Below are 23,227 nucleotides of genomic sequence, written 5' to 3'. Positions count from 1 at the left end.
ATTTGGGCCAAATCGGCGCTTCGAGGGTTTCTCCGCATGAGCTTCTGGGATTTCACCCGGAGTCCGGCCAGCGCCCGGCTGCTGGTCGATTTCGGCGACGAACGCGGCGTGCCGCACACGACGCTGCTGGCCGGCACGGGGCTCGCCAACGCGCAGCTCGACGATCCGAAGGTCGAGGTGACGGCCGCGCAGGAACTGCGGCTGACCGGCAACCTGCTGCGTGCGCTCGGGCATGCGCCGGGCCTCGGGTTCGAGGTTGGCCAGCGCTATCACTTCTCCGCGTACGGCGTGTGGGGCTACGGGCTGATCGCCAGCGCGAGCGCACGCGACGCGCTCGCGCTGGCGCTGCGCTTCCTGCCGCTCACCTATGCGTTCACGGTGATCACGTACCGCGAGGAAGGCGGCACGTGCATGCTCAATTTCGGCGCGCCGGAACTCGATGGCACGCTGAGCCGGTTTCTCGTCGAGCGCGACATGACGGCCGCGGCCGTGCTGCTGCAGGAAATCGGCGACGACACATTCGCGTTGTCGCGCTTCACCGTGCAGGCAGCGCGCATGCCTGCCATGCCGGTGCCGCGCATCGCCGGCATCGAGCCCGTGTTCTCGGCGCGTGCGAACAGCCTCGCTTTCGACCGCGCGTTTCTCGACCGGCTGCTGCCGCACGCGAATCCGCTGACGGTGTCGATGTGCGAGCAGATGTGCGGCCAGCTGCTCGAAGCGCGGCGTGCGCGCGTGGGCACGTCGGAGATGGTGCGCCAGTATTTGAGCGCGACGCCCGGCCCCGCGCCGTTCTCGCTCGAGGACATGGCGCGGCTGATGAACACGAGCCCGCGCACGCTCAAGCGCCGGTTGCAGGAGGAGGGTACGACGTTCCGCGCACTGCTCGCGCAGGCGCGTGGCGCGATGGCCGAGACGCTGCTCGGCGACGCGCGGCTGTCGCTCGCGGAAGTCGCGGAGCGGCTCGGCTTCAGCGACCTGTCGAGCTTCTCGCAGGCGTTCAAGCGCTGGTACGGCGTGCCGCCGGGCGCGTATCGCAGCGCGGCGCAACGGGACGGCAGCCGTTCCTGAATCACGGTACGATCGCTGGCGTGCCTGCCGACATTCCCATCACGAGAGACTCCGCATGATCACGATTCGCCCGATGACCGACGACGATTTCCCGCGCTTCTGGCCGACTTATCGCGCGATCGTCGCCGCTCAGGAAACCTATGCATTCGATGCAGCGCCGACCCAGGAAGCGGCGCGCGCACTGTGGCTCGATGCGCCGCTGTGCACGTGGATCGCCGAAGAGGACGGCGTGCTCCTGGGCTCGTACTACCTGAAGGCGAACGCCAGCGGCCCCGGCAATCACGTGAGCAACTGCGGCTACATGGTGAGCGAGGCCGCGCGCGGCCGCGGCGTCGCGCGCCTGATGTGCGAGCACTCGCAGCAGGTCGCACGCGAGCGCGGTTTCCTCGCGATGCAGTTCAACTCGGTGGTGTCGACCAACGAAGTGGCGGTCGCGCTGTGGCAGAAGCTGGGATTTGAAATCGTCGGCCGCCTGCCGCGTGCGTATCGCCACGCGCGGCTCGGTTTCGTCGACAGCCTCGTGATGGTCAAGTGGCTCGGCGACCCGGCGGCCGCCGAAGCCTGAGCACGCAGCCGCTTCGTCAGACGGCGAACGCGCCGTCGAACACGATCCGCTCGTCGAGCGCGAGCGTGCCGCGCGCGAAGATCAGGTCGAGATGGTGGCTGCCGTTTTCGCCGCCGCCGAGCCCGAGGTGCAGGCCCGGATGGCGTTCCTCGAACCCCGCGTTGCGGCCGTACAGCCCACGAATCCCGAGGTTCGTGCCGATGCCGAATTCCTCGATCCGCCGGTGATTCGGATGCCGGTCGAGATAGGTCGAGAAGTCGCGCCGGAAACCTTCGTTATCCGTATCGAACCCGACGATCGTACTGTTCTCGACGCGCAGCGTGGCCAGTTGCTCGGCCACCTTGTACTTGATCGCGAACGGCACGGTGCCGAGAAACGTGCCGCTGAAGACGACCGTGCCGTTGAGGTCGGTGACGTGCGTCGCGATCTCGCCGGGCACGACGTCGAGGTTGCCCATGCCGTCCACGCTTGTCCATTTCTGGTCCGGCGCGAGCGAGCCCGTCAGCGTGTTGCCGGCTTCGTCGATGAAGCGGATCTGCGACGCGCGTGTGGCTGCGTCGATCAGCCGGCCGTTGCGTGCGGCGATGTCGTCGAGCGATTCGGCGAACGCCTCGTCGAGATGCGGGCCGTAATCCTTGAACAGCACCGACTTGCTCCAGTGCTCGACGATCGCGGGGCGGATCGCGGCGAGAAACGGCGGCCCGCTCGGCGACGGCGTCGGCAGGCACGACGAGTCGTACAGCAGCACGAACAGATCGGCGCGATCGAGCGCGGCGGCGATATCGGCGGGTGGGGTGCTTTCGAGGCAGAGGGTGGTCGCGTCGAGCGAATCGGGGAGGGCGGAAAACGCGCGCAATGCGATGTCGCGGTTGCGGGTGTCATGGCCGACCAGCAGTTTTCCCGACTCGCCGCGCGCCAGCTTGTCGCGCAGCGCAGGGTGGAAGCCCAGCGCGCGATGCAGGTTCAGCATGCGTGTCTCCGGAAGCGGCGGAAGGGCCGCGGCCCTTCCGCAAGAACGGGTGGCCCGCTCAGACCGGCCAGAGCGCGGTGCCGAACGGCACTACGGCGTCCTCGACCATCATGTCGACGGCCTCGGGGTGCGTGTCTTCCTGCATCCAGTCAAGCAATTCGATCTGCTGAGTGTCCTGCATGTCAATTCTCCTGTGGTGAACATGAGTGATTCAACATGAAAGCGCGGCTAAAAAGTTGCCACTCCTCATCACGCATTTCGTGAATGCGCGACGAGTGGCGTTGATATTAGTCTGACGAATTTGCGAATGCAATGCGTTGCAAGGTTTTTAGCCGAAGCGTGCTAAACACGGGGGATTGGCGGGGCGCGTGACGTAAAACACGGATAAAGCGAATGACGGATTCGATGTCATTTTTTCAATGACGGGAATTCCGAGCGTTGTATTGCATTCGGCGATTTTTCATTGGGAATTCAATCGCCGCAACCCTGCGTGCGCGCGAACGCGTCGCCGGTCATCGGCGGCGCGTCAGCGGCCCGCTGCGCGTGTCAACCGAGCAGCGCCTTGCCGAGCGGCTTGGCCGGCTCGGAGCGCAGCACCAGCGACGTCGTGACCGCGCCGAAGCGGGCGATCGCATCGATGATGGTTTCGAGTTGACCCGGTGTCGGCACCAGGACCTTCAGCAGGAAGCAATCCTCGCCGGTCATCCGGTGGACCTCGATGACGTGCGGCATCTCGGCGAACGCGCGCAGCGCAGGCTTGATGTGTTCATGCGTGGTTTTCAACCGGATGATGGCCATCATCCCCAACCCGAGCGCAGCCGGATCGATCCGCGCGCCGTAGCCCGCGATGATGCCGCGCTCTTCCAGCCGCTTGACGCGCTCCGACGTGGCCGGCTGCGACAGGCCGATGCGGCGGCCTACTTCCGACAGCGGCATCCGTGCATTTTCCTGCAGCGCCTCGAGGATCGACAGATCCAGGCGATCGAGCTCTCCGTTCGACATGTCCGCTTTCCCGCTCCGTTAATTCATCGGCATATTGTCTCAATATCCGATGATTTGCCATTCCCGGCCGGTTTCCGGCAGGCCAGACTGCGAGCTCGCTTATTCGTGGAGACGGAGATGGACCAGACGATCGTGATCGTGCCGGGGATCGGCAACTCGGGACCGGATCATTGGCAGAGCCACTGGGAGGCCGCGCTGCCGGGCGCCGTGCGCATCGCGCCGGCGTCATGGGATGCGCCGGACCTGCGCGACTGGATGGCGGCGCTCGATGAAGCCGTTGCGCAAGCCGCGTCGCCGCCGGTGGTGATCTGTCATTCGCTGGGGTGCCTGCTGTTCGCGCACTGGCGGGCGGCGTCGACGCGCGTCGTGCGCGGTGCGTGGCTCGTGGCGGTGCCCGATCCGGGCGGCCCGCGTTTTCCGGCTGCGGCCCGTGCGTTCGCGCATGTGCCGGACGGCGATTTCGGCGGCTTGCCGGTGCTGGCGATCGCCAGTTCGGATGACGGGTACGACCCGTCCGGGCGCGGCATGGCGTGGGCGAAAGCACGCGGCGCGACGCCGCTGCTGCTCGGCCCGCGCGGCCATCTGAATACGGAAGCGGGATTGGCGGAATGGCCCGAGGGACGCGCGTTGTTCACGGCTTTCATGGCGGGATTGCGGGGGTAGCGCGGGCAAGCGGCGGACGTGCGCCCGCGATGGCTTGCGGCGGGCAATGCGTGGACGATCCGGCTGCGGTGGCCGGGTTCCTGCCGCGAACGCATGCCGGCCCGCGACGGCTCAAGTATGATCTTCCGACAGAATCGGAAGCCTCGACAGTCGGGATGGGCGCGTGCGGAACACCGGTGCCGCCGTCACGACTGGCCGCGGCTTCGAACGACCAAGGAGACACGCGATGCGCGCAGCGCCGCAACCGGAGCAGGCCGGCCCGTCGCGGCCTGGCACCGGCGCGACCAGGACCTTCCCCGAACGTGACCCCGATCGCATCGCCGCGTGGCGGCTCGCGATCTGCCTGTCGCTCGGCAGCGCGATCGCGCTCGGCCTCGCGCGCTTTTCGTATGCGCTGCTGCTGCCGCCGATGAAGGCCGATCTCGGCTGGACGTTCGCGCAGGCCGGCGCGCTGAACACAGCGAACGCGGCCGGCTACCTGGTCGGCGCACTCGCGTTTCCGTGGCTGTCGCGGCGCTGGCGCACGGGCTCGCTGCTGGCGGCCGGATGCGTGCTGACTGCGCTGTTGATGGCCGCATGTGGGCTCACGTCCGGCATGCATGCGCTCCTCTTGCAGCGGCTCGCGACCGGCGTCGGCAGCGCGCTGATCTTCATCAGCGGCGGCGTGCTGGCCGCGCGGCTCGCATCGGCGTCGCCACGCGATGCGGGCTTGTTGCTCGGGCTCTACTACGGCGGCACGGGATGGGGCATCGTCGCATCGTCACTGCTCGTGCCGGCGACGCTTTCACACGGCGTACACGGCTGGCAACCCGCGTGGTTCGCGCTCGCGTTCGCGTGCGTGCTGTTCTCGGCCGTGGCCGTGTCGGCCGCGCGGCGCATCGAGCGCATGCACGCGGCACCGACGGCGCCGCGCGGCGGTGCGGCGCCGGCCGCGACCGCGAGCCCCGCGCGCTTCGCGCTCGCGCTCGCCGGCTACGGCCTGTTCGGCGTCGGCTACATCGGCTACATGACTTTCATCGTCGCGCTGTTGCGCGGCGCGGGGATGAGCGGCACGGTGGTTGCCGCGTTCTACGTGATGCTCGGCGTGGCGACCGTCGTGTCGGCGCGGCTGTGGTCGGGGCTGCTCGACCGGATGCGCGGCGGCCAGGCGCTCGCCGTGCTCAACGCGCTGCTCGGCATCGCGACGCTGATGCCGGCGATGTTCGTGCATCCGGTGGCCGCGTTCGCGTCGGGCGTGCTGTTCGGCGCGACGTTCCTGTCGGCCGTCGCATCGACGACGGCCTTCGTGCGCCACAACCTGCCGCCCGACGGCTGGGCGAAGGGGATCAGCGCGTTCACGACGGTCTTCGCATTCGGGCAGATCGCCGGGCCGGTTGCGATCGGCTGGGTGTCGGACAGTGCAGGGCTCGCGCGCGGGCTCGTGTATTCGGCGCTGACGCTGTTCGCGGGCGCCGCGCTCGCGGCCGGGCAGCGCGCGTTGCGTGCCGCCGCGTAATCACGCGCGAGAGGCGGCATTCACCGCACGCACGCCGTGCGCGACACGCGATGAAACGCACGGCTGAAGTAGATCAGGCTGTCGCCGTCGTCGCGCACGCGGATCGACGTCGCCTCGATGAACATCACCGAATGCGAGCCGACTTCCTTCATGTCGGCGATCGTGCCCTGCAGGCTCGCGAGCGCGTCGCGCAGCACGGGCACGTCCTGCTCGCCGCGATCCCACACGGGCAGGTCGAAGCGCCGTTCCATCGGCAGGTCGGTGAGCCCCGCGAAATGCCGGGCGAGCTGCTCGTGTTCGGCCGGCAGCACGTTGATGCAGACGTGGCGGTTGCGTTCGAACGTCGCCCGCATCGCGCTCGACCGGTTGAGGCACACGAGCAGCGTCGGCGGCGTGTCGGTGACGGAGCACACGGCGCTCGCGGTGATGCCGCAGCGGCCGTGCGGCCCGGCGGTGGTGATCACGTTGACGGCCGCGCCGAGGTGGGCCATCGCTTGCCGGAAGGCCTTCTGCGCGTCGCTCGGCTCGACGCGTGCCGGTCGCTGGATATCGGTCGTGGAAGACATGGGCGCTCCTGGTTGGACGAACGCGGCGATCGCGTGGCGCTGCCGGTGCAGCGCCGGTTCGCCGACGATGACCCAAGCGTACGACGCGAAAATGCCGGCGACCATTCGCACGATTGACGATGGAGATGGCGTTCTCGCCAACGCGTCTAAAGGTTCTACCTAGATGCGCGGCGCACCGCGCGAAAAAAATCGGGATTGCACGTTCATGCGGCCCGTGAAGGGGTGTTCAGCGGGTTTTCGGCTCGATATGATGTGCCGCACACCCCCTGCGAACGACGCGCGCGGCGAGCCGGAACCGGCCCCGTATGCGGCGCGTGCGATACCGATACCGATATTCAGTGAGACACCCGCGATGACGTCACCCGCACCGATCGTATACATCGTCGACGACGACAACGGCATGCGGACGTCGCTCGCGTGGCTGCTCGAATCGGTCGGCATCGCGTCCGAAGGGTTCGCGAACGCCGCCGATTTTCTCGCGCGCTTCGACGTGAACCTCCCTGCATGCCTGGTGCTCGACGTGCGGATGCCGGAGAAGAGCGGCTTCGACGTGCAGGCGGAACTGAACGCGCGCGGCGCGACGCTGCCGGTGATCTTCGTCAGCGGGCACGGCGATATCCCGATGTCCGTGCGCGCGCTGCAGAACGGCGCGATCGATTTCGTCGAGAAACCGTACAACTCGCAGCAGATGCTCGAGCGCGTGCAACGCGCGCTTCGGCTCGCGCAGCAGCGGCATGCGGTGAGCCAGCGTCATCGCGAGCTGCGCCAGCGGCTCGATGCGCTGACCGCGCGCGAGAAGGAAGTGCTGCGCGGCGTGGTGGACGGCAAGGGCAGCAAGCAGATCGCGTCGGACCTGTCGATCAGCGTGAAGACCGTCGACGTGCATCGCGCGAGCATCAAGGAGAAGCTCGGCGCGACGTCGATCGCCGCGCTCGTGCGCGACGTGATGGTCGTGTGGGGCGACGACGGGGACGCGTCGCGATAGGGGCTCGCCGCGGCTTCGGCGAAGCGCTGCACGCAATGCGCGACGCTCAGCGCATGTACAACCCGCCGTTGATGTCCCAGCACGCGCCGTTCGCGAAATGCGCGTCGCCCGACGCGAGCAGCACGGCCGCGTCCGCCACGAAGCCGGCCGAGCCGAGCTTGCCGCCCGGCAGGCTCGCGAGCACCTGGCGCAGCTTCTCCGGCGCGACGCTTTCATACACGATCGGCAAATCGAGCGGGCCGGGCGAGATCGCGTTGACGGTCACGCCCTGCGCGGCGAGGTCGCGCGCGAACACCTTGGTCAGCGTCAGCGTGCCGCCCTTCGCGGCCGCGTAGTGCGCGCCCGTCGCCGAGCCGCCGTTCTGCCCGGCAAGCGACGCGATGTTGACGATGCGGCCCGCGCCGCGCGTCGCGAAATACTGGCCGAACACCTGGCAGCCGAACAGCACGCTGCGCAGGTTTACATCGATCACCTGGTCGAACTGCTCGGCCGTGATCTCCATCGCGGGCACGACCTTCGAGGCGCCCGCGTTGTTCACGAGCACGTCGATCGTGCCCCAGCGTGCGACGAGCGCATCGCGCGCGGCTTCGAAATCGCGTTTCGACGTGACGTCGAGCGGCAGCGCGATCGCCCGTTCGCCGCGCGGGTCGAGTTCGCGTGCGTGTGCCTGGATCGCGTCGGCGGCAATATCGGCCAGCGCGACGCGGTAGCCGGCCGCATGAAAACGTTCGGCGATGACGGCGCCGAGCCCGCGCGCGGCGCCGGTGACGAGGACGACTCGGTCTGACATGGTGTGTGCTTCCGTGGTTCGCGAGCGCGCATCCGTCGATGTCGCGCCCGCATCGTGGTTCATGAGGCGAGTGCCGTTTCGAAGTGTGCCGCAATCGCGCAGACCTGCTCGTCCGCGCCCTTGCGCCCGACGATCTGCAGGCCGGCCTTCAGCGGCGAACCGGCGAGTGGCAGCGGCAGGCTGAGCGCCGGATGGCCGCTCAGGTTGAACGGCCGGATCAGCGACGACATCGCGATCACCGATACGCCATCGCGCGCCTGCTGCAGCGTGATCGGCAGCGCGGGCAGCGTCGGCAGCACGAGCACGTCCGCGTGTTCGAGCGCGGCGTCGACCTGTGCGGTGAAGCGTGCACGTACGGCTTCGGCCTCTCGCAATGCCGCGGGCGTGGTCGTTGCGGCCGCACGCAATCGCGCATCGAGGTCGGCGCCGAGCTTGCCGGTTTCGACGAGATGGCCGAACGCGCGCGACGTTTCCGCGTTGATCACCGTGAGCCCGGCGGCAAACGACGCCGGCATGTCGTCGAGCACGACCGCGTGCGCGTGCAGGCCCGATGCGCGTACGGCCGCGTCGAGTGCGGCGGCGATGGCCGGATCGGCATCGACCGTGACGTGCGCGACCGTGCAGCCTGCCACGGAGGCCGCGGCTTGCGCACGATCGAAGCCCGGCGCGATCGCGGCCATCACCGCAACCAGCGTGCGGATGTCGCGTGCGAACGGCCCGACGCAATCGAGTGTGGTGTCGACGGGCGCAACGCCGCGCCGCGATACGCGGCCGAACGTCGGCTTCAGCCCGGCCACGCCGCAGCAGGCCGCCGGCCCGCGAATCGAGCCGCCGGTGTCGGTACCGAGCGCCGCATCGACCGTGCCGAGCCCGACGAGCGAAGCGGAACCGCTCGACGAGCCGCCCGGAATGCGCGCCGCGTCCTGCGGATTGACGGGCGTGCCCGTGTAGTCGTTGATGCCGGTCATGCCGAACGCAAGCTCGTGCATGTTCGCCTTGCCGGCAATCTGCCAGCCCGCGTCGAGCAGCAGGCGGACGACGTCCGCGTGTTGTGTGGCCGGCGGTGCGTCGGCGAGCGCACGGCTCGCCGCGCGGGTCGGATAGCCTGCGATGTCGATCGTGTCCTTGATCGCGATCGTGGGGCCGGGGCCGCCGAGCGTGAAGGTGTCGATGAAGCCTGTCATGGTCGGTATCGTGAGCAAGCGGTGGAAAGGAGCAGGAATCAGGACCGCGGCGCGGCGGCGAGCGGCCACGGGCCGTCGAGTACGCGTTCGGTGCGGAAATGGCGGATCAGCCACGCAGCGCCGTCAGCGGCCGGCGCGAAATCGACGGTCAGCCGCGCGGCGATCAGTTCGGCCGAGCCGTCCGCGTAGCGCGACGCCTGCAGCATGATCCAGCGGCCACGCGCGCTTGCGTTGCCGACGCCGATTTCGATCGACTCCGACGTGAGGAAGTGCAGGTTCGCCGAGAAGTGCGGATTGGGCGGCAGGTAGCGGCCCAGCATCGCGACGATCGCGGCCGTGCCTTCGAGGCGGCCGAACTTTTGCGCGTACTGCGGGCCGATGCCTTCCCACACGGCATCGGGCGTGAACAGCGCGGCGAGCGACGGGCCGTCGCCGGCATCCTCGGGCACGTCGCACAGCGCCATGTAGCGCGTGATCGTCGCGCGTACCGCGCGTTCGGCGTCGAGCGCCGCCAGGCGCTGCGCGAGCGCATCGATCAGGCCGGGGGACAGGTCGGTCATCGCGCGCCTCACGCCGCGGGCTTCGCGGCCGGCGGCACCGTCAGCGCCCGGCCGACGCGCGCTTCGATCTTGCCGTAGCGCCACAGGTTGTATTCGCCGACCGGCGTCGTGCGATACAGGTTGCACACGGCGACCGTCGTGTCGAAGTCGGCGACGTCGGCCATGATGTAGAAGGTCCACGGCGCGCCGTCGGCCTGGCCGACCACGAGGCGGTCGTCGTCCATCACGCCGAGCACGCGCACGCCGGGCATCGCTTCGACGGCGGCGAGCATCGCGCCGTACGCCTGCCACACTTCGCCGATTTTCTCGCGCGGCAGGTCGAAGAAGTTTTGCGACACGCCGCAGCAGAACAGGACGCGCAGCGGCAGCGGATTCGAATCGGACATATCAGGTTCTCCAGAGGAATCGGTGGGGCGCATGAACCGGCCGGCGACGGTGCGTCGGCTTCATGCGCGTTCAAAACAATTCGGTCGATGCAGGTTACAGATAGCCGGGGAACGGCGTGACGCCGGTGAACACCGCGCCGGCGCCGTCGAAGTTGCCTTCGCCGAGAAACGCGTGCTGCGTGACGACCATCGCATCGCGCAGCAGCCGCTGCAGCGGGTGCGTGCGATAGATCGCCGCCGTGCCGCCGAGCCGGTACGCGCGTTCGACGACGCTCGCGCCTTCGCGTGCGATCTGCGTGGCCGCGAGCCGCAGCAGGCTGACCTGATCGGGCGTCACCGGGTTGCCGGCGAGGATCGATTGCCACACGCCGTCGGTTGCGTCGTAGAAGAACGCGCGCGCCGAGCGCAGTTGCGCCTCGGCCTTCGCGAGCTCGATGCGGTAGTACGCGCGATCGGCGAGGCGCGGTGCGCCGGTCGTCGTCTGCCGGCCGCCCGACATCCGGTTCACGACGTCGAGCGCCGCGCGCGCGAGGCCGAGGTTCACGACGGCGAGCACCTGCGCCGCATACGCGACGGTCGGGTAGCGGTACAGCGGCTCGTCGACGGTCGGCTCGCCGCCGCGCACGAAGGTCCACGCTTCAGGCACGAAGCGGTCGTCCACGCGCAGGTCGTGGCTGCCGGTGCCCTGCATGCCGACCACGCTCCAGTTCTCGACGATCTCGACGTCGGCCGCGCGGAACACGGCCGTGCGCGGCTTGTTCGGCGCGGCGTCCTGCGCGCCCGGCACGGCGATGCCGACGCCGAGCCAGTCGGCGCCCTTGCAGCCGCTCGCGAATTTCCACGTGCCGTTCACGCGCCAGCCGCCCGGCGCGGGCTGGGCCGGCTGCACCGGGAACAAACCGCCCGCGAACACCTGGTCGGGGCCGCTCGCATACAGCTCGGCCTGGGTCTCGAGCGGCAGCGCGGCGAGATACACGTTCGCGGAGCCGAAGCTCGCGACCCACGCGGCCGAGCCGTCGGCGGTCGCGATCCGCTCGATCATGTCGAGGAACGCGGTCGGCGCGAGCGCATCGCCGCCGAACCGGCGCGGCGTGCCCGCGCGATAGATGCCGGCCTGCTTGAACAGCGCGATCACGTCGCGCGGCACGTGCGACAGGCGGTCGAATTCTTCGCGGCGTGCGGCGACGGTCTCGATCACGACGTCGAGCGGCGACAGCCGGGCGGCCGGTTCGCTGGCCGCGTGGGGGGCGCCCGGTGCGGTATCGAGGGCAAGGGCGGCGTGGGGCATGGCTGTCTCCTGGGGCGGATGGGGTTCGAATGCGGGGTGGTCACGACGATGCAAGCAGTCTAGAAACGCCGAAAACGCGCAGCAATTGGGACGAAAAGCCGCGCGACTGGTGACGTTCCGTGCCGCACTAAAGAAATCTTCAGATGCGGGCGGCGCGCGCCGGTGCTATGTTGGGTTTCCGGCCGCGCGATGCCGCGCGGCCTCATCCGAAGCCGATCATGAGTTTTCCCGACGAAGACGATTTCCACCGGCTGCTCGACGCGCTGACGACTTGCGTGCTGCTGCACGACGCGCACACCAAGGCGATCGTGTGGGCGAACCGCGCCGCGTGCATCGCGCTCGGTTTTTCCGTCGAGGAGCTGCTGCCGCTGAAGGCGCCGGACATGACGCGCCCCGAGCCGAAATACCAGCGCGAAATTGCCGTGAGCGCGTGGGATCGCGCGCTCGTCGACGGGCCGCAGGTGTACGAGTGGTGCTACCGGTCGCGCACGGGCGTCGACATGCTGTCCGAGGCGACCGCCACCTACGTGCCGTTGCGCGGGCGCGACGTCGTGATGGTGCAGTTCCGCGACATCAGCGCGGAAGAGGCGGTGCGCCAGCAACTGCGCCGCTACGAGGCGCGGCTGCGCGAATTCATGCAGGACCTCGACGAGGGCATCGCGGTCGTCACGCCGCACGGCGGCGTGCAGTTCATCAGCGAGTCGGGCCGCCGCGTGCTCGGGCTCGCGCCCGACGAAGCGCTCGGCGAGGTGCTCGACTACTGCTCCGAGGCCGACCGCGACCGGCTCGTCGCGCAGCTGCGCGATGCGCCGTCCGCGTATCCGTCGGCGCCGCAGCGCTACCGGATCGTGCGGCGCGACGGCTCGCCCTGTTGGCTGCGCATCCTGTGCCGGCAGGTCGAGATCGAGGACGATCTCGACGGCCTGCTCGTGCAGTTCCGCGACGTGAGCGACGAAGTCGCGATCGAGGAGGCCCGCCGCGCGGAGGCACGCATGCTCGAACACTCGGGCCGTTACAACGCGATGGGCGAGATGGCGAGCGTGATCGCGCACGAGCTGAGCCAGCCGCTCGCGGCCGTGCGCAATTTCATCGAAGGCGCGGTGCAGCGGTTGAACGCGCGCGGCGCGATCGACGATGCGATCTGGGGGCTGCGCAGCGCGGACCGGCAGGCCGAGCATGCGGCGCTGATCATCAAGAGCGTGCGCGAGTTCATCGTGAAGCGCGAACCGGTCGTCGCGCTCGCCGACCTGCGCGACATTCTCGCGGACGTCGCGTATTTCATCGAGCTGCGCGCGAAAGAGGCCGGCGTGACGGTCACGATCGTGCAGGCCGACGCGCCGCTGCCGATCCGCTGCGAGCGCGTGCTGATCGGGCAGGTGATCCTGAATCTCGCGTTCAACGCGATCGAGGCGTTCGCCGGTTGCGAGCGTGTGCCGCGCATGCTGACGCTCGGCACGGCGAACCTCGGCGGGCATGCGGAGCTGCGCGCGATCGACAACGGCCCGGGTATCGCGGCCGATGCGCACGACCGGCTGTTCGACGGCTTCTCGTCGTCGAAGGCCGGTGGGAACGGAATCGGGCTGTCGCTGTGCAAGAGCATCGTCACGCGCCACGGCGGCCGGATCGCCGCAAGCCCGGCCGCTGGCGGCGGGCTCGACTGCCGCGTGACGCTGCCGCTCGCCGGGACGAAGGCTCAGGCGGACGCGTCGTCGCGGGGAAATGCTTGATGCCGCGGCCGCCCGGCGGCCGCGGGGCATGAGCGGGCAGGCACGCGCGCAGCGCATGATCAGCGCCCGAGCGCCCGTGCGGTTTGCCCGCCGATGCCGAAATCGGTGTTCGGGATGTCCTTGATCATCACGCGGGTCGCTTGCAGCGGTGCGTCGAGCACGCTGGCGCTCGTCTCCGACAGCGCGGCGATCAGCGCGCGCTTCTGCTCATCGGTGCGGCCGGCGATCAGGATCGCGACGATCACGGGCAGCGATGGTGGTGCGCCGTCGGCGGCGCTGCGGCCGCCGAGGCCGATGTGCGTTGCGGGCAATTCGGTCAGCAGCACGCGCACCGATTCGATCGGTGCGCCGATCGATTCGACGGTCGCACCGGTCAGCCGTGCGATCAGTTCGGCCTTGCGGGCGTCGTCATGACCGGTCGGCAGGAAAACTTCGAGTGTGGGCATGGTCGTCGGGAAAGGTGAAGGTGACCGGCTCACCGTTGCGCTGGCGGCGGCAAACCGGTGGTCGCTCAAAGGTGAAGGTGACCGGCTCACCGTTGCGTTGGCGACGGCAAACCGGTGGTCGCTCAAAGGTGAAGGTGACCGGCTCACCGTTGCGCCGGCGACGGCGAACCGGCGGCCGCTTACAGCAGGAAGCCGATCGCGCTGAGCGCTTCGGTCGAATCGATCAGGCGCACGACCTTCTCGGCGATCCGCATCTCGCCTTCCGCATCGACGTGCAGCTTGTGCGTGACGTCGGCCGCGAACAGCGTCGCGACGCCGCGCTTGTACGCGACGACGACCTGCGCCGATTTCAGTTCCACGGTGTCGGCGCTGCCGCTTTCCAGCGTGAAGCGCGACACGGTGCGCACCGTGCGCGCCGCGTCGGTCGCCGACGCCGAATAGCCGGACACCATCCGCTGCACGCGCTTCTCGCGCATGTCGTGGTCGTCGAACACGTAGTTCAGCGTGGCGGCGAAGTCGGTCGTATCGGGATCGATCGGCACCACGTAGTGACCGGCCGGGTCCCACAGGTCGAGCCACGCGCGATAGTCGCGGCGGTCGAGCATCTCGGCTTCGCGCCACACGAATTCGACCGCGCGGGCGAAGGTCTGCTCGGAAAAGAGGGCGTTGCGGTCGTCCATTATTGTTGCTCCATCATCTTGCGCCATTGCTGGTAGGCCTCGCGCATGCCGGTCTCGTCGGTCGCATGCGCGGTCTTTTCGCCGTTCGCGGCGGTCGTTTCCCGGTTCAGCCCGCGATTCACGAGGATCGGCACGTCGGGGCCCGCATGCGCGCCGCGTTGCACGCGCTCCCACGCTTCCGCGTCGTCGGGGCTGCCGAAACCGAACGGGCCCTGGAAGTGCTCGTGGATGCGCAGCCGCTCGCGGTTCGCTTCGTCCGGGCCGCCGTCCATCGCGAGCGCGACGTGGCGGATCTCGGTTTCGTTCGCGGAGATCGGCCGCAGCACGCGGAAGAACGCCATCGACAGCGCGAGGTTCGGGAACAGGTTCAGGTTGAAGCCGACGCCCATCAGCGAACGCACGATGCGGCGCACTTCCTCCGGCGTGTGGCGCTCGGCGAGCGTCGCCGCGAGCGGCGCGAAGCGCTCGGGCAGCGGCGCGCCGTCGTCTTCGTCGAGGTCGATCAGCTCGGGCATCAGCACCGCGAGGCTGTGGCCGTTGCCGAGCCCGCGGCAGAACGCGTCCTCGCTCGTCATGAAGCTCGTGATCGCGGCGGCCGTCTCGTCGTCGATCGACTTCATCCACGACTTGTGCACGACCGGGAAGTGATAGAGGTCGGTCGTGTTCTCGAGCTGGATCTTCCAGTTGCCCTTGAACTTGAACTTGTGCTCGCCGTTCGCCTTGATCGGGTAGCCGGCGCCCTGTTTCATGAACAGGTCGATCCACGGCTTCGCGCCGCCGAGGAAATCCTCGAGCGGTTCGATCGCATCGTTGAAGCTCGCGAAGATCAGCCCCTGGTACACGCCGACGCGCAGCTTCACGAGCGGCAGGTCGCCTTTCTCGCACACGCCTTCGTAGCCGTCGCCGTACGGCAGCGCGCGCAGCGTGCCGTCGAGCGCGTACGACCAGCTGTGATACGGGCACGTGAAACCTTTCGCGTTGCCCTTGTGCGATTCGCACACGGTCGCGCCGCGATGCCGGCAGCGGTTCTGCAGCACGTTGATCTCGCCGGTCTTGTCGCGCACGACGATCACCGGCTGGCGGCCGATCGTCGTCGTGATGAAGTCGCCCGGGTTCGGCAGCTCGCTTTCGTGCGCGACCCAGATCCAGGTGCGGTAGAAGATGCGGTCGAGCTCGGCTTCGAACAGCGCGGGATCGTGATACATCGCGGGCGCGATGCGGTCGGGTTGCGCGAGGCCATGCAACGCGCTGGTGTCGATCGTCTGGTAGGAAATGTCGCTCATCGTCGTGTGGGGGAAAGAGTCGCGAAATCGGGCCGCGTCGCGCGCGGTGTCGAGTACCCAGTCTCGTCTCCCACTACATATCCGTCAAATTGATCTAAAATTGGCGGATCAATAAATGCGGCAAATAATGGAGGCGGTCATGACATCGGTCGATCATCTCGATCTGAACCTGTTGCGCGTATTCCAGGCGATCGTCGAGGAGCGCAGCCTGACGAAGGCCGGCGAGCGGCTCGCGCTGTCGCAGCCGGCCGTCAGCTATTCGCTCGGCCGGCTGCGCACGCTGTTCGACGATCCGCTGTTCGTGCGCACACGCGCGGGCATGCAGCCGACCCCGGTCGCGCTCGAACTCGCGGGCATCGTCGGCAAGGCGCTCGACATGGTGCGCGTGGCGCTGCGCTACGCGGAGCGCTTCGATCCGGCCACCAGCACGCGCACGTTCCGGCTGTCGTTGTCGGATGCGGGCGAGATGGCGTACCTGCCGGCGATCTGTCAGGCGCTGCGCGAGCGCGCGCCGCGCGTGACGCTGAGCGTGCAGCCGCTGCCGGTGGAGGAGATCGAGGAAGCGCTGCGCGCGAGCCGGCTGGATTTCGCGATCGGCAACCTGCCGGAGCTGATGCCGCGCACGCGTCACCAGACGCTGTTCGAGGAAACCTACGTGTGCATGACGGGCCGCCGGCGCGGGGTGCCGAGCGGCGCCGCGCTGAGCCTCGAGCAATTCGTGCGCGCCGCGCACATCAACGTGAAATCGGTCGAGCACAGCCACCACGCGCTCGACGATGCGTTGCGCGCGCAGGGCGTGGGCCGCAACATCGCGCTCGAAGTGCCGCATTTCGTCGCGCTGCCGAGCGTGCTGTCGGTCACCGATCTGTATGCGACGTTGCCGAAGCGGCTCGCGCAGATCCTGAATCGCGACAATGCGTTCCGGCTTTATGACCTGCCCGTCACGCTGCCGCCCGCGCCGGTGACGATGCACTGGCACGAACATTTCCATGAAGACGAAGGCAACGCGTGGATGCGCACGCTGCTGGCCGAGCTTGTCGAGCGGTTCGATGACGTGTGATCGATGAGGGCGCCAGCAACGCACGGTTGCTCGCGTTGCTTGCCGAGCGGATCGGATCGCGCGACGACGCGTGACACGTGAGGACGAGGGCCGCGCGTGGATGCGCACGCTGCTGGTCAAGCTCGTCGAGCGTGTCGGCGGCGTGTGATCCATGAGAGCGCGGGCAGCGCGTTGGAGGCGTGCGTGGCTGGCCGGATGCATCGAGCCGTTCGAGCGCGCGCGACCTCCTTGACGGACGTCGCCCGTACCGCGCGCATCAGAGATCGAGCACGAGCACCGCGGAGCGCGCACGCGACACGCAGCAGCAGATCACCGTGTTGCTCGCGCGCTCGGCCTTGCTGAGGCAATGGTCGCGATGATCGGGCTCGCCGTCGATCACGGGCACCATGCAGGTGCCGCACACGCCTTCGCCGCATGACGTGTCGACTTCGATGCCGATGCGTGCGAGCGCGTCGACGATCGACGTGTCGGGCGCGACGCGTACCGATTGCCCGCTGCGCTGCAGGCGCACTTCGAAACCGTCGGCGGCCGGGCCGGCGCCGGCATCGGCATTGCCCGCATCGGTGGCGGCAGGCTCCGCCGCGAAGCGTTCGAGATGGATCGAATCTTCCGGCAAGCGTGTCGCGGCCGCCGCGACGACCGCATCCATGAACGGCCCCGGCCCGCATGTATAAACATGGGCACGCGCGTCGACCGATTCGACGCAGCGGCCCAGCTCGGCCGCGAGCGCGACGGGCTCGATGCCGTAGTGGAACGTCACGTGCGACGCGAACGGCTCGGCCGCGAGTTCGTCGACGAAGGCCGCGTGCTCGCGACTGCGCGCGAAGTAGTGCAACCGGTAGCGCGCGCCGCGCCGGTGCAGCGCATATGCCATCGACAGCAGCGGCGTGATGCCGATGCCGGCCGCGATCAGCACGTGCTCGCTCGCGTCATCCGTCAGACGAAACAGGTTGCGCGGCGCGCCGATCGACAGCTCGGCGCCGACCTGCACGTCGTCGTGCAGCGAACGTGAGCCGCCGCGCGACTGCGCTTCCTTCTTCACCGCGAACAGGTAGCTGCCGCGCTCGTCGGGGTTGCCGCACAGCGAGTACTGCCGCGTGATGCCGGACGGTGCGGTCACATCGATATGGGCGCCTGGTTCGTACGCGTCGAACGGCTGGCCGTCGACGCGCGACACCCGGAAACAGCGGATGTCCTGCGCCGCGTCGATCAGCGCGTCGATCCGGACTTGGTGGCGGTTCGCTTGCATGGGTCAATCCGTGGGGTAGGGGAAACGCGGCGCGGCGGGAACCGCGCCGTCATGCGATCGAGAATAGGGATGGGCATCGCATAAATCAAATCGATTAAAAACCGATGCCTTAATCAGTGATATGGATGATGGTCGGGCGGCGCGATTGCGCCTGATTGCGCCTGATCTCGCCCGGTGTTCAGCGCGCGGCGATCGCGTTGCCCGCTTCGGCGGCGTGCGGCGCGGTGGCCGACGCCAGGCCGCGTTCGCGGTCGAGGCTGCGGCGATAGTGCCGGCACCCGGCGGCGAGCAGCAGCGCGGCGAGCGTGGCCGCCGCGACGTTGACGATCGACATCGAATGGCCGACCGCCGCCGGTGCACCGAACACGCGATCGGTGAACAGCGCGACGACGGTCGTCCCGATCCCGAGCGCGATCAGGTTCGACACGAGCAGAAAGAGCGCGGAGATCTGCGCGCGCATCTGGTTCGGCGCGAGCGTCTGCATCGCGGCGGTGGACGTCGGCATCGGGAACGACGCGAAGAACATCGCGACCACGAGCATCGCGAGCGATGCGGGCAGCGAGTCGAGCTGCGTGAACAGCGTCGCGGGGATCACCATGCACGCGGCGCCGATCGCACCGGCGCGCATCGGCGCATCCTCGCGGCCGCGCCGCAGCAGCCAGTCGTTGAGCCAGCCGCCGCAGAACACGCCGGCCGTGTTCGCGACCAGCAGCACGATGCCGAGCGTGTAGCCGGCTTCGACGGCCGTCATCCCGAAGTGGCGGATATAGAACGCGGGCGTCCAGCTCAGCAGGCAGTACAGCGTCATCGCGTAGAACGAGAAGCCAAGGTAGTGGCACGAGAAAGTCGCGCGATGCGTGCCGACGAAGCGCAGCGAATCGCGCATCGACACGCGCCGCACGGCGCCCGAGCGATCCTGAGCGAGCCCCTTGCGCTGCGGGTCGCGCACGGTCGCGGCGAACAGCAGTGCCACGAGGATCCCCGGCAGCCCGACGATCAGGAATGTGACCTGCCACGCATGCACCTGCCCGACCACCGGCAGCGTGAACGCGCTCGCATGCTTGAGCAGCGCGATTACGTAGCCGCCGATCAGGAACGCGACGCCGCCGCCGATGAACGAGCCGAGCGAATACACGGCGATCGCGCGCCCGAGCTTCTCCTTCGGGAAGTAGTCGGCGAGCATCGAGTACGCGCCGGGCGACAGCGCGGCTTCGCCGACACCCACGCCCATCCGCGCGATGAACATCTGCACGAAATGCTGGCTGAGCCCGCACGCGGCAGTCGCGACGCTCCACAGCGCGATGCCGAGCGAGATGATCCGCGGGCGCGCATAGCGGTCGGCGAGATACGCGACGGGCAGCCCCATCACCGCATAGAACAGCGAGAACGCGAAGCCGTTGAGCAGGCTGAACTGCGTGTCGGACAGATGCAGATCGCGCTTGATCGGCTCGATCATCAGCACGAGGACCTGGCGGTCGACGAACGAAAAGACGTACGCGAGCATGCAGATGACGACGACATACCATTCGTACGTATAGCGCTTGCCGTCGGCAGCGCGGGCCGTGGATGCGGACATGCGGATTCTCCAGGAGCGGGCGGTGAAAAGCGCGGCAGCGGCCTGGCGGGCCGGGCGCCGTCGCGGCGCGAAAGCGTGCGGGGGCACGTGTCGGAGACGCAGCGTAGTCGGCCAAATTCGGCCGCCATAGCCGGAGTGACAGCCGCGCCACACGGGCATTTACCGACCCGGATAAAGAAAACACCAGGGTCGCGCGCGCCGGCCGCCGCGCAGCGCGCCTGCGGCGGGGCGCACGTGCATCATGCGGTGCATCTATAAGCGTTATAGAGCGCATTGCGTCGACGTCCGAAATTGTCGTTCCTAGACTCGGCCCGTTTTTGATCGGCAGCGTTGGCCCTTCGCGGCGAACGCGCTTCACACCACACGGCGCAACGCCGACCGGCGCCGCAAACTCTACGGGACGACGACGATGAACCAACCGAACGGGCGGGCCGACCGGCTTGCCGTACCGCTTGCCGCGCTGCTTGCCTGCGCGGCGCTGCCCGCCTTCGCGCAATCGAGCGTGACGCTCTACGGCCGCATCGACACCGCGATCGAATACGCGAACGCCGGGCCGAACCACGTGACGCGCATGGGCAGCGGCAACCTGTGGGCGTCGCAGTGGGGGCTGAAGGGTGTCGAGGATCTCGGCGGCGGCTACGCGACGATCTTCAAGCTGGAAGATGGCTTCAACGCGGCAAGCGGCGCACTGTCGAACAGCAACGCACTGTTCGGCCGCGAGGCGTGGGTCGGCATCACGGGGCCGTTCGGCGGCGTGCAGTTCGGCGAGCTGTACACGATCCTGCACACGACGCTCGTCACGTACAGCCTGCCGGGCCTCGGCGCGGGGCTCGCGTGGGGCAATGCGACGAACAACTTCGTCGGGCCCGCGTTCCTGCGCGTGCGCAACTCGATGCGCTACACGTCGCCGCGCTATGCGGGCTTGATGCTGCGCGCGATGGCCGCGCGCGGCACCAACGGCGCGGCCGGGCAGCCGGCGACGCTTGGCGATACGTACGGCGCGGGACTCAACTACGTGCGCGGCGGCCTGTCGGTCGACGTCGACTATATGCAGCAGAAATTCAGCCCGGTGGCGGCGTCCGCGCTTGGCGACACGAGCCCGGCCGCGAACGGCAACTACACGCTCGGCGCGATTTCGTACGACTTCAGCGTCGTGAAGGTGGCCGCGCTGTACATGCGCCATCGCGGCGGCCCCGACGTCGCGACCGCGATCGACAGCCAGAGCGCGTATCCGCACAGCGACATCATGGAGCTGAGCGCGACGGTGCCGATCGGGCGTGCGTCGCTGCTGCTGAGCGTGGGCCACTACCGCAAGGTCGCGGACAGCGACGGCAATGCCGATTCGTACGGCATCCGCTTCGACTATCCGCTGTCGAAGCGCACGGTGCTTTACACGGGCGCCGCGATGGTGCGCAACGGCGCGTATGCGCGCTTCGTCGTGAACGGCGCGGCGGGTGGCGGTGTCGCGGTCGCGAAGCCGGGCGCGACCGCGAGCTCGATCGTCGCGGGCATCCTCACGGCGTTCTGAACGCTTCGGTTGCTTCGGCCGTTTCGGTCGGTTTGGCCGCCTCGCGCTTGCGTGCGCCTCCGTACCCGCTTGCGCCGCTACGCGCAGGCGGGCGGCTGCGGCGCGAGCCATGCATCGAACGGCGCCAGCTCGCCGATGTTGAACAGTTCGAGCAGCAGCGCGCGCAGCCAGCGATGGCCGGGGTCGGCGTCGAAGCGCCGGTGCCAGTACGCGTTGACGGCCCATTCGCCCGCACCGGCGATCTCGTACAGCGCACACGGCTGTCGCGCCGCGAACGTGATCGCGATCGTCTCCGGCAGGATCAGCGCATAGTCGCCGTCCTGCAGCAGCGCGGGCACCACCATGAAATCGGGGAGCGCCGCGCGCACGCGCGGCATCAGCCCGTGCCGTTCCAGCAACTGCATCGATTGCGGATGCGACGTGACCGCGACGAAGCGCAGCGTGTCGGGCGCGTCGCCATCGAGCACGTAATCGTCAGGCAGCGCGACGCGCTGCGCGGTGCGGCGCGGCATCAGCAGCACGCAGCGCTCGTGGAGCAGCGCGGTGCGCTGGAAGTGGCTCGACGCATCGGCGAAATGCCCGAGCGCGAAGTCGATACGCCCCGATTCGAGTGCGACATTGAGCTGGCATTCGTCGACGTGCAGCGTCTCGATCACCGCGCCCGGCGCGCGGCGGTCGAATGCGGCGAGCAGCGTCGGCAGGAACGCGCTCGCCGCGAAATCGCTCATGTGCAGGCGGAACACGCGCTGCGTGCTGTCGGGCGTGAAGCGCGAGCCCTCGTCGAGCACGTCCTGCAGGATCGCGAGCGCCTTGTCGACCGACAGCGCGAGCCGCTGCGCGCGCGGCGTCGGCTCGACGCCGGTGCCGGTGCGCACGAACAGTGCGTCGCGGAACATCAGCCGCAGCCGGCCGAGCGCGTAGCTGACGGACGGCTGCGTGACGCCGAGCCGCAGCGCCGCGCGGCCGACGTGCCGCTCCTCGTACACGGCGCGAAACGTCTTCAGCAAGTTGAGATCGAGATCCTGCACGCGCAACTCGGACGGGTCGTTGTCGTGCGGGGCGGATTCGGTGCGGGCCGGGGCCGCCGGGCGGCCGGGTGCGGAGTGCGTCATCGGGGTTGCCTCGCGGTGACCGAAGGCGCGTGGCCGTAACGCCGCGCATACGCCTTCGCGAAATGGCCGAAGCCATGGATGCCGTGCGCGATCAGCACGTCGGTCACGCTGCGCGCGTCGCCGCGTTGCAGCGCCGCGTGCACGGCGGCGAGCCGGCATTCGCGCACGTAGGCGGCCGGCGTGGTGTGCAGGAACGCGCGGAACGCGTGCTGCAGCGTGCGCGGCGCGACGCCCGCGACGGCCGCCAGCGCGGCGAGTGCGAGCGGTTCGCCGAGGTGCGCATTGACGTGATCGCACGCGCGCCGCACGTGCGTCGGTAGCGGCGGCGTGCCGCGCGTGAGCGCATCGCTGTACGAATGCGGCAGGTGCGTGAGCAGCAGCGACATCAGCCACGTGGTGAGGTCGGCGCCGAAGGTCGTCGCGGCCGAGCCGAGGCCCGGCTGCGCGCCGAGCCGGCACAGGTATTCGAAGGTCGGCAGCAGCAGCGCGGCGCCCGCGCCGGTGCCCCCGGCCGCGAGATCGAACTGCAGCGGCCGCGTGAGCGTGGCCTGCAGCATGTCCTGCAACTTGCGTTCGAGCGCGCCGCGTTCGAGCCGCAGCACGAGGTTGCGGCAATCGGGGCTCGTGCTCAGGCGGCTCGCGAGCGCCGGTGACGACACGGTCAGATCGCCGGGGCCGGCGCGCGCGATGACGCTGCCGGCCTGCAGCTCGCATGCACCGGCGAGCGTCAGCCTGAACAGGAAGTGTTCGGCGTCGTCGCCGAAATCGATGCGCGTTTCGCGGCCGTAGCAGAGTTCGAGCAGCGCGCCGTGATGCAGCGGCACTTCGTACAGCTCCGCATGAAACGGATCGCGGCCACGCGCGGCCATCCGGTGCGGCCCGAGCCGGTGCGCGACCGCGCGTTCGACTTCGTCGGGGGCGTGCAGCGTGCCGAGCCGGTTCGGCGCATGGCGTGACAGGGCGATATCCATTCACGGACCTCGTAGCGGATGCGGCGGATGCGGCGGGCGCGGCGGCATGCGCATCGCCGCGATTGCGTTGCGC

24 protein-coding genes are annotated in these 23,227 nt (G+C 68.8%); 8 read left to right on the top strand and 16 right to left on the bottom strand.

Annotated features, from left to right (window positions below):
- The first annotated feature begins 36 nt into the window (after nucleotides 1-36).
- Both CFB47_RS29445 and CFB47_RS29440 read left to right on the top strand, forming a co-directional pair.
- A complete protein-coding gene (locus tag CFB47_RS29445; protein WP_089463111.1) occupies nucleotides 37-1,068 on the top strand; it encodes an AraC family transcriptional regulator in 1,032 nt (343 codons plus the stop codon).
- A gap of 55 nt (nucleotides 1,069-1,123) precedes the next feature.
- Nucleotides 1,124-1,633 carry a GNAT family N-acetyltransferase gene (locus CFB47_RS29440; protein WP_089463110.1) on the top strand — a complete coding sequence of 170 codons (510 nt, stop codon included), beginning with the start codon at nucleotides 1,124-1,126 and terminating at the stop codon, nucleotides 1,631-1,633.
- A 16-nt stretch (nucleotides 1,634-1,649) separates the two neighbouring features.
- Here the strand turns inward: CFB47_RS29440 and CFB47_RS29435 are convergent, their stop codons facing one another.
- From CFB47_RS29435 to CFB47_RS29430, 3 genes are all read right to left on the bottom strand, one after another.
- Entirely contained in the window at nucleotides 1,650-2,603 is a 954-nt protein-coding gene (locus tag CFB47_RS29435; protein WP_089463109.1) for a leucyl aminopeptidase, read from the bottom strand.
- Nucleotides 2,604-2,661: 58 nt separating this feature from the next.
- On the bottom strand, nucleotides 2,662-2,784 hold the full coding sequence (locus CFB47_RS41830; protein WP_006766865.1) for a hypothetical protein: 123 nt from the start codon (nucleotides 2,782-2,784) through the stop codon (nucleotides 2,662-2,664).
- Between the two features lie 365 nt (nucleotides 2,785-3,149).
- Nucleotides 3,150-3,605 (bottom strand): Lrp/AsnC family transcriptional regulator, encoded by a 456-nt coding sequence (locus CFB47_RS29430; RefSeq protein WP_011356102.1) that lies wholly within the window; start codon nucleotides 3,603-3,605, stop codon nucleotides 3,150-3,152.
- A 117-nt stretch (nucleotides 3,606-3,722) separates the two neighbouring features.
- Between CFB47_RS29430 and CFB47_RS29425 the strand changes: the two genes are divergently transcribed.
- Nucleotides 3,723-4,268 (top strand): alpha/beta hydrolase, encoded by a 546-nt coding sequence (locus CFB47_RS29425; RefSeq protein WP_089463108.1) that lies wholly within the window; start codon nucleotides 3,723-3,725, stop codon nucleotides 4,266-4,268.
- 226 nt (nucleotides 4,269-4,494) lie between these two features.
- A complete protein-coding gene (locus CFB47_RS29420; RefSeq protein ID WP_089463107.1) occupies nucleotides 4,495-5,763 on the top strand; it encodes a YbfB/YjiJ family MFS transporter in 1,269 nt (422 codons plus the stop codon).
- A gap of 20 nt (nucleotides 5,764-5,783) precedes the next feature.
- On the opposite strand, the gene hpaC is transcribed toward CFB47_RS29420, so the two are convergent.
- A complete protein-coding gene (gene hpaC, locus CFB47_RS29415; protein WP_069252858.1) occupies nucleotides 5,784-6,329 on the bottom strand; it encodes a 4-hydroxyphenylacetate 3-monooxygenase, reductase component in 546 nt (181 codons plus the stop codon).
- 352 nt (nucleotides 6,330-6,681) lie between these two features.
- On the opposite strand from hpaC, the gene CFB47_RS29410 reads away from it, so the two are divergent.
- Nucleotides 6,682-7,314, top strand: coding sequence for a response regulator transcription factor (locus CFB47_RS29410; RefSeq protein ID WP_089457670.1), 633 nt, complete (start codon nucleotides 6,682-6,684; stop codon nucleotides 7,312-7,314).
- 46 nt (nucleotides 7,315-7,360) lie between these two features.
- Here the strand turns inward: CFB47_RS29410 and CFB47_RS29405 are convergent, their stop codons facing one another.
- The 5 genes from CFB47_RS29405 to CFB47_RS29385 all read right to left on the bottom strand — a co-directional run bounded on the left by CFB47_RS29405 (nucleotide 7,361) and on the right by CFB47_RS29385 (nucleotide 11,522).
- A complete protein-coding gene (locus CFB47_RS29405) occupies nucleotides 7,361-8,104 on the bottom strand; it encodes an SDR family NAD(P)-dependent oxidoreductase (protein WP_089463585.1) in 744 nt (247 codons plus the stop codon).
- A gap of 59 nt (nucleotides 8,105-8,163) precedes the next feature.
- Entirely contained in the window at nucleotides 8,164-9,288 is a 1,125-nt protein-coding gene (locus tag CFB47_RS29400) for an amidase (RefSeq protein WP_089463106.1), read from the bottom strand.
- A 38-nt stretch (nucleotides 9,289-9,326) separates the two neighbouring features.
- On the bottom strand, nucleotides 9,327-9,848 hold the full coding sequence (locus CFB47_RS29395; RefSeq protein WP_089463105.1) for a nuclear transport factor 2 family protein: 522 nt from the start codon (nucleotides 9,846-9,848) through the stop codon (nucleotides 9,327-9,329).
- Between the two features lie 8 nt (nucleotides 9,849-9,856).
- Entirely contained in the window at nucleotides 9,857-10,234 is a 378-nt protein-coding gene (locus CFB47_RS29390) for a hypothetical protein (RefSeq protein ID WP_011356094.1), read from the bottom strand.
- A 94-nt stretch (nucleotides 10,235-10,328) separates the two neighbouring features.
- Entirely contained in the window at nucleotides 10,329-11,522 is a 1,194-nt protein-coding gene (locus CFB47_RS29385) for an acyl-CoA dehydrogenase family protein (protein WP_089463104.1), read from the bottom strand.
- A 143-nt stretch (nucleotides 11,523-11,665) separates the two neighbouring features.
- Between CFB47_RS29385 and CFB47_RS29380 the strand changes: the two genes are divergently transcribed.
- Nucleotides 11,666-13,249, top strand: coding sequence for an ATP-binding protein (locus CFB47_RS29380; RefSeq protein ID WP_089463103.1), 1,584 nt, complete (start codon nucleotides 11,666-11,668; stop codon nucleotides 13,247-13,249).
- 59 nt (nucleotides 13,250-13,308) lie between these two features.
- Here CFB47_RS29380 and CFB47_RS29375 read toward each other — a convergent pair whose 3' ends face one another.
- The 3 genes from CFB47_RS29375 to CFB47_RS29365 form a co-directional block, all read right to left on the bottom strand.
- Nucleotides 13,309-13,695: a tautomerase family protein gene (locus CFB47_RS29375; protein ID WP_089463102.1), complete on the bottom strand. Its 387-nt coding sequence runs from the start codon at nucleotides 13,693-13,695 to the stop codon at nucleotides 13,309-13,311.
- Nucleotides 13,696-13,874: 179 nt separating this feature from the next.
- Entirely contained in the window at nucleotides 13,875-14,378 is a 504-nt protein-coding gene (locus CFB47_RS29370; RefSeq protein WP_089463584.1) for an aromatic-ring-hydroxylating dioxygenase subunit beta, read from the bottom strand.
- Complete coding sequence (locus CFB47_RS29365) at nucleotides 14,375-15,658, bottom strand: Rieske 2Fe-2S domain-containing protein (protein ID WP_089463101.1); 1,284 nt, start codon at nucleotides 15,656-15,658, stop codon at nucleotides 14,375-14,377. The genes CFB47_RS29370 and CFB47_RS29365 overlap by 4 nt, the downstream gene beginning before the upstream one ends.
- Before the next feature lie 139 nt (nucleotides 15,659-15,797).
- Between CFB47_RS29365 and CFB47_RS29360 the strand changes: the two genes are divergently transcribed.
- Complete coding sequence (locus tag CFB47_RS29360; RefSeq protein WP_089443179.1) at nucleotides 15,798-16,718, top strand: LysR family transcriptional regulator; 921 nt, start codon at nucleotides 15,798-15,800, stop codon at nucleotides 16,716-16,718.
- Between the two features lie 256 nt (nucleotides 16,719-16,974).
- Here the strand turns inward: CFB47_RS29360 and CFB47_RS29355 are convergent, their stop codons facing one another.
- On the bottom strand, nucleotides 16,975-17,967 hold the full coding sequence (locus CFB47_RS29355) for a PDR/VanB family oxidoreductase (RefSeq protein WP_089463100.1): 993 nt from the start codon (nucleotides 17,965-17,967) through the stop codon (nucleotides 16,975-16,977).
- A 178-nt stretch (nucleotides 17,968-18,145) separates the two neighbouring features.
- Nucleotides 18,146-19,543 carry an MFS transporter gene (locus CFB47_RS29350; protein WP_089463099.1) on the bottom strand — a complete coding sequence of 466 codons (1,398 nt, stop codon included), beginning with the start codon at nucleotides 19,541-19,543 and terminating at the stop codon, nucleotides 18,146-18,148.
- A 409-nt stretch (nucleotides 19,544-19,952) separates the two neighbouring features.
- Here CFB47_RS29350 and CFB47_RS29345 point away from each other — a divergent pair, with 409 nt between their 5' ends.
- Complete coding sequence (locus CFB47_RS29345) at nucleotides 19,953-21,071, top strand: porin (protein ID WP_089463098.1); 1,119 nt, start codon at nucleotides 19,953-19,955, stop codon at nucleotides 21,069-21,071.
- 77 nt (nucleotides 21,072-21,148) lie between these two features.
- Here CFB47_RS29345 and CFB47_RS29340 read toward each other — a convergent pair whose 3' ends face one another.
- The gene (locus CFB47_RS29340; RefSeq protein WP_089463097.1) at nucleotides 21,149-22,183 is read right to left on the bottom strand and encodes a LysR family transcriptional regulator; all 1,035 of its coding nucleotides are present in this window, start codon (nucleotides 22,181-22,183) and stop codon (nucleotides 21,149-21,151) included.
- Nucleotides 22,180-23,154 (bottom strand): AraC family transcriptional regulator, encoded by a 975-nt coding sequence (locus CFB47_RS29335; RefSeq protein WP_089463096.1) that lies wholly within the window; start codon nucleotides 23,152-23,154, stop codon nucleotides 22,180-22,182. Before CFB47_RS29335 ends, CFB47_RS29340 begins: the two co-directional genes overlap by 4 nt.
- Nucleotides 23,155-23,227: the final 73 nt, after the last annotated feature.

It is taken from the genome of Burkholderia sp. AU27893 (genome assembly GCF_002223205.1).
Classification (GTDB): Bacteria; Pseudomonadota; Gammaproteobacteria; order Burkholderiales; family Burkholderiaceae; genus Burkholderia.
Note: the sequence above shows the minus strand (reverse complement) of the source record. Positions and strands in the feature narration are given on the sequence as shown.